This is a genomic window from Winogradskyella flava (assembly GCF_014243395.1).
Classification (GTDB): Bacteria; Bacteroidota; Bacteroidia; order Flavobacteriales; family Flavobacteriaceae; genus Winogradskyella; species Winogradskyella flava.
Genome location: NZ_JACLCP010000005.1, coordinates 263,095 through 269,582, shown reverse-complemented (window position 1 = coordinate 269,582; position 6,488 = coordinate 263,095). Strand labels below are relative to the sequence as shown.

4 protein-coding genes are annotated in these 6,488 nt (G+C 35.1%); all 4 read right to left on the bottom strand.

All coding sequences use genetic code 11. From position 1 onward, the window contains the following. Positions 1–35: 35 nt before the first annotated feature. The 4 genes from H7F21_RS15475 to H7F21_RS15460 all read right to left on the bottom strand — a co-directional run bounded on the left by H7F21_RS15475 (position 36) and on the right by H7F21_RS15460 (position 6,484). Positions 36–1,925 carry a putative porin gene (locus H7F21_RS15475; protein ID WP_343067660.1) on the bottom strand — a complete coding sequence of 630 codons (1,890 nt, stop codon included), beginning with the start codon at positions 1,923–1,925 and terminating at the stop codon, positions 36–38. Positions 1,926–2,135: 210 nt separating this feature from the next. Continuing rightward, a complete protein-coding gene (locus H7F21_RS15470) occupies positions 2,136–4,100 on the bottom strand; it encodes a S8 family serine peptidase (RefSeq protein WP_185790209.1) in 1,965 nt (654 codons plus the stop codon). A 75-nt stretch (positions 4,101–4,175) separates the two neighbouring features. Next, a complete protein-coding gene (locus H7F21_RS15465) occupies positions 4,176–4,988 on the bottom strand; it encodes a hypothetical protein (RefSeq protein ID WP_185790208.1) in 813 nt (270 codons plus the stop codon). A 14-nt stretch (positions 4,989–5,002) separates the two neighbouring features. Further along, positions 5,003–6,484, bottom strand: coding sequence for a RagB/SusD family nutrient uptake outer membrane protein (locus tag H7F21_RS15460; protein WP_185790207.1), 1,482 nt, complete (start codon positions 6,482–6,484; stop codon positions 5,003–5,005). Positions 6,485–6,488: the final 4 nt, after the last annotated feature.

Here is a 6,488-nt window from a genome sequence, read left to right as displayed (position 1 = left end):
CATCAGAAAATCTATAGTTGTGTATACTGTGAATATTATAAAAAGAAATCCCAAACCAGACCAAAGCGAATTGTAAAATCCCTGTAAGGATGATTTGGTGCGGAGAAATAATCAAAACCAGTGAATGCTGAATTGAAATGCTCCGCCTTTAGGAATATTCTAGTCTGTCTAACTTTGGCGTTTATAAAAAAGTCAAGTCTTGGAAAACCTCCCAATCTTGTTTCATTCTGTGTATAGAATTCTGCCAGTAAGGGGTCGTAACCATTCATTTTATATTTCGTAAAATAATTTAAGGTCACGCCTGTCTGTAAAGTCATTGCCTTTTTAAAAATCTGATTGGAGTAGTATAAAGTATTCCTAGTAATTAAATCTGGGACATTAAGAACGTCTTCATCACTAACCACACTTTGATACATTATTGTGTTGTCCAGTGCAAAATTTCCAAAACGAAACTCTTTTTGTAACTTCAGCCTAAGATATTGTAGTGATTCATTATACTGTTCAGGTCTTATTACTTTATTTGTATCAATTACTGAATTTAAATTAAAGTACGTATAGTTTTCAATATTTGATATATCTAAATTGGCATTAAGATATTTGTCAGAATTTATACTGAATTTTAATTGTTGAGTGTTAATATTTCTGAAATCTTCAAAATTATACCAGTTATAGTTTATGTAATCACTTTGGTAAAGTAAATAATTAAAGTTGGGTAATTTTGAGTTTATATATATGCCGCCTTTTAACAATATATCTTCATTTAATTTCATACTGAGTTCCGAATCGATGTAACTGCCTACGAATTCATCAGAAAGATTTAGACTTGCGTCGCTGCGCAAACTGACAGAGTTTATTGTCTTACTATATGAAGCATTTAGTCCTAAGAAATTTGATTTGACTCTATTAGGTATAGATTCATCTGGAAACAAAACAACACCATTGTAACCATAGTTAACATCAGTATAGCTTATTCCAAAACTCACATCGCCAATAATATTATTATAATATTCTATATTAAGACTAGTCCTGAAATTTTCTAGAGTTACCTTGTCGTTTATACTACTGGTGAAAGAGCCACCAAAATAATCATTTGCAGGAGATGTCTGTTTGTACTGATAATACTTATCCTCAAATGATATCATATTGACTATAGCTAGGCTGTTTTTATTTATTGAATCATTTTTCTTAATGATATCATAGGACTGATTAAGAAAAAATCGCTTCCCGACTAGAATACTCTCAGCATTATCAAAGTTCATATCAAAAACAGATCGGTCGATAAAGTCTTCATCTCCAGAAGTAAAACTTTCCACTTCATCATCCAATAAACCGCCATTTTCTTGGTTGAGTAAATCTTGCATGACAATATGACCATTCGCCTTATATCGCTTGTTTTTTGACTTATAGTTTGATGTAAATCGAAAATTACCACTACTGGTTAAAGCATTTTGGTAGTTACCAAGTGATCTTAGCCCTTTATATTCTATTGAGAAATTAATTTGTTTTGAAAGGTTTACAGAAAAAAATGCATCAAGCATTTGACCTTGTTCGAATGCCGTTTTATAAGTTAATCGCGTCCAAGGTGTTGGCACTTCATAGTATTTAATATCTTCTTGTTCTAAATAATTGAAATGTCTTGCTCTTGATCCAAATAAAGGCGTGACTTCATTATCTGCAGGGTTAAAACTTAATGCATTATAGGTCTGACCTATATTTGCGAAAGGCATTAAACCAAAATTATCTTTTTGCAGATAATTAAATTTATAATCCTTTTTGATTGACAACGTTGTGTCTACATGAATAGTATCAATTTCTGCATTGAATAGTAAATACAAATCAATGGTAGCAAGCTTCTTAAAACCTGTTGATTGCTTACTAGCAGAAGAATCTTTAAGATTAGAAGTTTCAATATCTGGAGCTTTCACTTTATCCAGTCTTACTTGCCCGTTGAGCTTTGAGAATAAAACTAGGGAAGCAATTATTAATAGATTTTTTATTTGCACTTGGGTTGGCATATACTAAAAACAAAGTAAGCTATAAATTATTGTTTTATCGAAAATTATTACAAATTCCTTAACATAAAAAGACCAACAATTTCTCGTTGGCCTTTAACTATATTTTGATGAAGTAGTTTTTTAGTCAATAATTAACTTATGAGACGTTAATCTGCCACCTGCTTTAATATTAATCAAGTAAATACCGGACTTTGCCTCGTTTAGAGAAATGGTTTCTTTGAAGATGGAAGACACATTTCTAAAATTATCTGCAAATATTAATCTACCTCTCATATCGTATATATCAATTTTCACATTGTCGTCGACATTCACTGAACTAGCCTCAAAACTAATTGTAAACTCTCCGTTGGATGGATTAGGATAGACTGCAAGGCTTCTAGCCAAGTCATTTTCACTTAAACCAAGAGTAAGACTATTACCCGTAATAATTAATGAAAAATCTTGACTTTGAGGATCAAAAGGTCCTGCACCTTGCAAAGTACCCTTATGAGAAACTTCAAGGGTATAATTTCCTGCTTCTGGCACCTCAATATCCACACGCTCAACATTATCAACCAAATTATCTCCTTTAGAGTTCGTAAAACCCGTACCTGTGTAATCTAATTTCCAAGGAAAATAAGTGGTACCATCTTTAGTTATCCTAATATCTAAATCGTTAACTATTCTCGCAGCCTGATCGTTTAATATACCATTAGTGGCAGCAACACCTGGGACATCTGTCCAACAAATTGTCGCACTTAGTTTATCACCAGCTTGAGCACCAAACTCATAAGTGTATGTATTTCCATTATCTAATGTTAATTCTTCTAATATTGCCGATCCGTTATTATCTTCCGTTATAACTTCTGCAGAACGTTCAGCGTTCAATAAGCCCCAACCGAAGAACGGATCTGGTCCGCTATTATTTGAGTCATCATTTGCTGTGTGGCAAACTAATCCTTTCAACGTAGCCGAATTCATGTATACACCATGAAGTTGATTATAATGCTGCTGTAATAGGGCAAGTGATCCTGTAACATTAGGCGCAGACATTGAAGTACCAGTCAATGTGGCATATCCATCTCCGGGGGAGGTTGACAACAAACCTGTACCATCACCTGCTAAATCAGGCTTAATACGTATATCATCCGTAGGTCCTTGACTACTCCCAGAATTTATTACAAAAGTTACATCTTGAGTAAACGGGTTAATTGAGGGAGATGCATTAGCAATTACAAGATTATTTTTAGCATTCTTATCTCCTGTGAGCTTGTCAAAACCAGCTGCAAGACCACCAGGATAATTGACACTGCCACTATTTCCGGCAGACATAACTACCAAATACTTAGGATTAGTTCTAGCTATGTCGTCAATTTCTCTTGCATCTGCCGTGTAAGCACCCATTCTCCAAGGATCCAATTGCGTACCTCCATTTTGATTAATAGGCACGCCATAAGAATGGTTTGATAATAACATAGGATTAGTCATATCAGCTGTTTCTACAACCATCTCGGGTGAATCATTTAGAAAATTATAAGTTTTGACAGTAACGCCACTAGCCATACCCCTTGCTGAAGCGTTTACACCTTTAGCTGATATAGTACCTGTCACATGAGTACCGTGTTGATCTTGCTGTGCTTGACCATCAGTATTTAAAAGCTCTATATTGGTTACCCTTGATAAGGTATTTGTTTCGTTCTGAAATTCTACATGAGAATTTTGAACTGGTCCACCGTCCCAAACACGAACTGTAATACCTGAACCATCCAAATCTAGACCAAGACTACCACCTGACCACAAATGATTAGTACCTGTGGCAATTGCAGCATCCATATTGTCTGTGGCAGTATAAATAGGTTTCCCATCTATAACATTGGTAAGAACCAAAGCCTTACCATTGTCCCTAACTACTCTCTGTTGCTGACCGTTTTTAGACAAAAAATCCATGACTCTTAAAGTTTTAAGAGAATCTGCTTTCTTAACTCTGAGGTATAAATCTTGTTGAGCTTTTGTCAAACTGTTAAATTGTTCATCGTTCATTTCTCTTTGTGCGAAAGAACTAAACAAAACAAAACTCATTATTAAAACACAATAAAAATTTTTCATATTCTTTTTTTTGCAATTTAGTGAATAAAAAAAAGACCGCCAAAGGCGGTCTTTAAATTTATGATATAATAGCTATTATGGGTTCACAGTGAAATTTGTAACCTCAACTATCGCGTTAGGTGCTCCTGTAAACGGATCTGGTGTTGCAGGTGAAAATACACCTTCTCCAGACGCGTGCGTAATGATTGAGCATGTAAGAGAATAACTTCCAGTTAACGTTACTCCACCACCAGTACCTACCATACCGTCTCCATAACTATCACCCATCTTATATACATAATCACCATCTGGTAAGTTGAATGAAACATTATAGGTTTGTGGTTGCGTAGAGTTACCACTGTAAGGAAAAAATCTCTCTACAATAGACGTACCATCCGCTTGTTCAAGTGTGAAATAAGTTTCTGATGCCCAGACATCCGAAATGATTGTTAATTCCAGATCATTACAAACAATCTCTCTAAAATAAGATATTGATACAACATCATTGTATGATTCTGCACCAGCAGGAGCTTCAATCTCTAAAACTAATTCACGAATGTCACCATCTTCTCCTCCAATTTCAGAAAAATCAAAATCTACAGACAATTCACCTTGATATTCATTTGCTGGAACTACTATTGAGCCAATAGCATATTCACCAGCAGAACCATCTGTTGAACTTACAACACTAACATTGTATGTTCTACTTTGTGACGAAAGAGTTGAAACAGTAGCTGGTATAACCAAGCTAGCATCTTCTTGAGGTATGGATAATTCATAACTCGTTGAGCCAAGAAACGATAATAACTCATCATTGTTCGTTTTCAACGTTTCTTCTGTGTCCTCACAGCTTACTACCAAACATAATGATAGTAAGAAAGAGTATATAAATAATTTACTTGTTTTCATAATATTTAGTTTTTTTAGTAACCTGGATTTTGTTCTAGATTAGGATTCTCTATTAGCCAAGTCTGTTGCATAGGTAATTGCCATTTAAAATCACCTGCATTTAGTGTTTGACCTGGAGGCACAACACCACCGCCATTAGACAAATGACCATTTCCTGTTCTCTGAACACCTTGAGTATAAGCTGCTGGAATACCTGAAACACCCTGTAAACGCTTAAGAGTAAACCATCTATCACTAGACTCAAATGCTAATTCTTTTCTTCGTTCTGACATAATCGCATCAAATAAAGCATCACCAGATTCGCCACCTGTGAAAGATGAATATCTAGCATTTCTTAAAGTATTAAGCGTCTGTAATGCCATTGGCTCATTATTATTCATGTAATAAGCTTCAGCAACATTCAATATAACCTCTTCTACTCTTAAATAACGACCATTATTAAGTCCCTGCTGTAAAGCGCCATTAATATATTTATTGACCAATATCCATTCTTCACCTAAACCTGTGTTATTTAATTCAATAAAATAAGCTGCAATACGCTCAGGTTCGGTAGCTTGATCATAGGTAGCATAAAAATCTGCATCAACACTCCACTCAGGTATTAAACTTTGACCTGAACCTTGACTGTAATTGGTATCTAATAACGGATCTGAAACAATAAAAGGTAGTTCAAATAAAACACCATCACTAGAAGCCGATGTCCACAATGCCGCTAAAGCACTTGCTGGAGCAGGACTAACTGAAGTAGCAACAGATGCTGCCGTTGAAATCACTCTAGCGTAATCGCCCTGATGCAATGCTACCCTAGATATTAAACCTCTGATTGTGTTTTGATTAAATCTTATTGTTACGTCGCTATTACCATCACCTATTAAGGATAAAGCTAAATCTAAATCCGCATTAACAAGATCATAAACCTCTTGTACTGTACTTAAACGTGCAGGGGCTGATAATGGATCGAATGCCGTCTCATAAGCAACACCTAATGAACCATTGGCGCCGGCCGATTGAGTTGGTATCTGAGAAAAGAATCTAGCTACATCAAAATGCAACGCAGCTCTTAAAGCAAGTGCTTCTGCTCTAATCGTATTCTTAAAATCACTATCAATAAGGTTATCTATATTCTCTAAAATTAGATTTGCTCTTGAAATAGCTCTGTACGACTGAAGATACATGTTTGTTGGTAATGTATTATCATTATACAACCAGTTATGACTTTGGAAATTAGTTCCTCGCCCATTTGGATTGGTTATAAGGTTATCTGACAATAAGTCTCCAACAACAATTAAATCTTGAGCTGCACCAGATCCACCATAATATCCAGTAGTCTTCATTCTACTGTACACACCACGTATGGCGTTTTCAAAATCTGATTGCGTCTGGTAAAAATTTTCAATTACGATACTATCAGGATCTTCCTGAAAGATATCATCATCGCCACAAGCACTAAATAGAGCCGCAACGAATAGTAAGGTTATAATTTTCTTGAATTTCATAGTT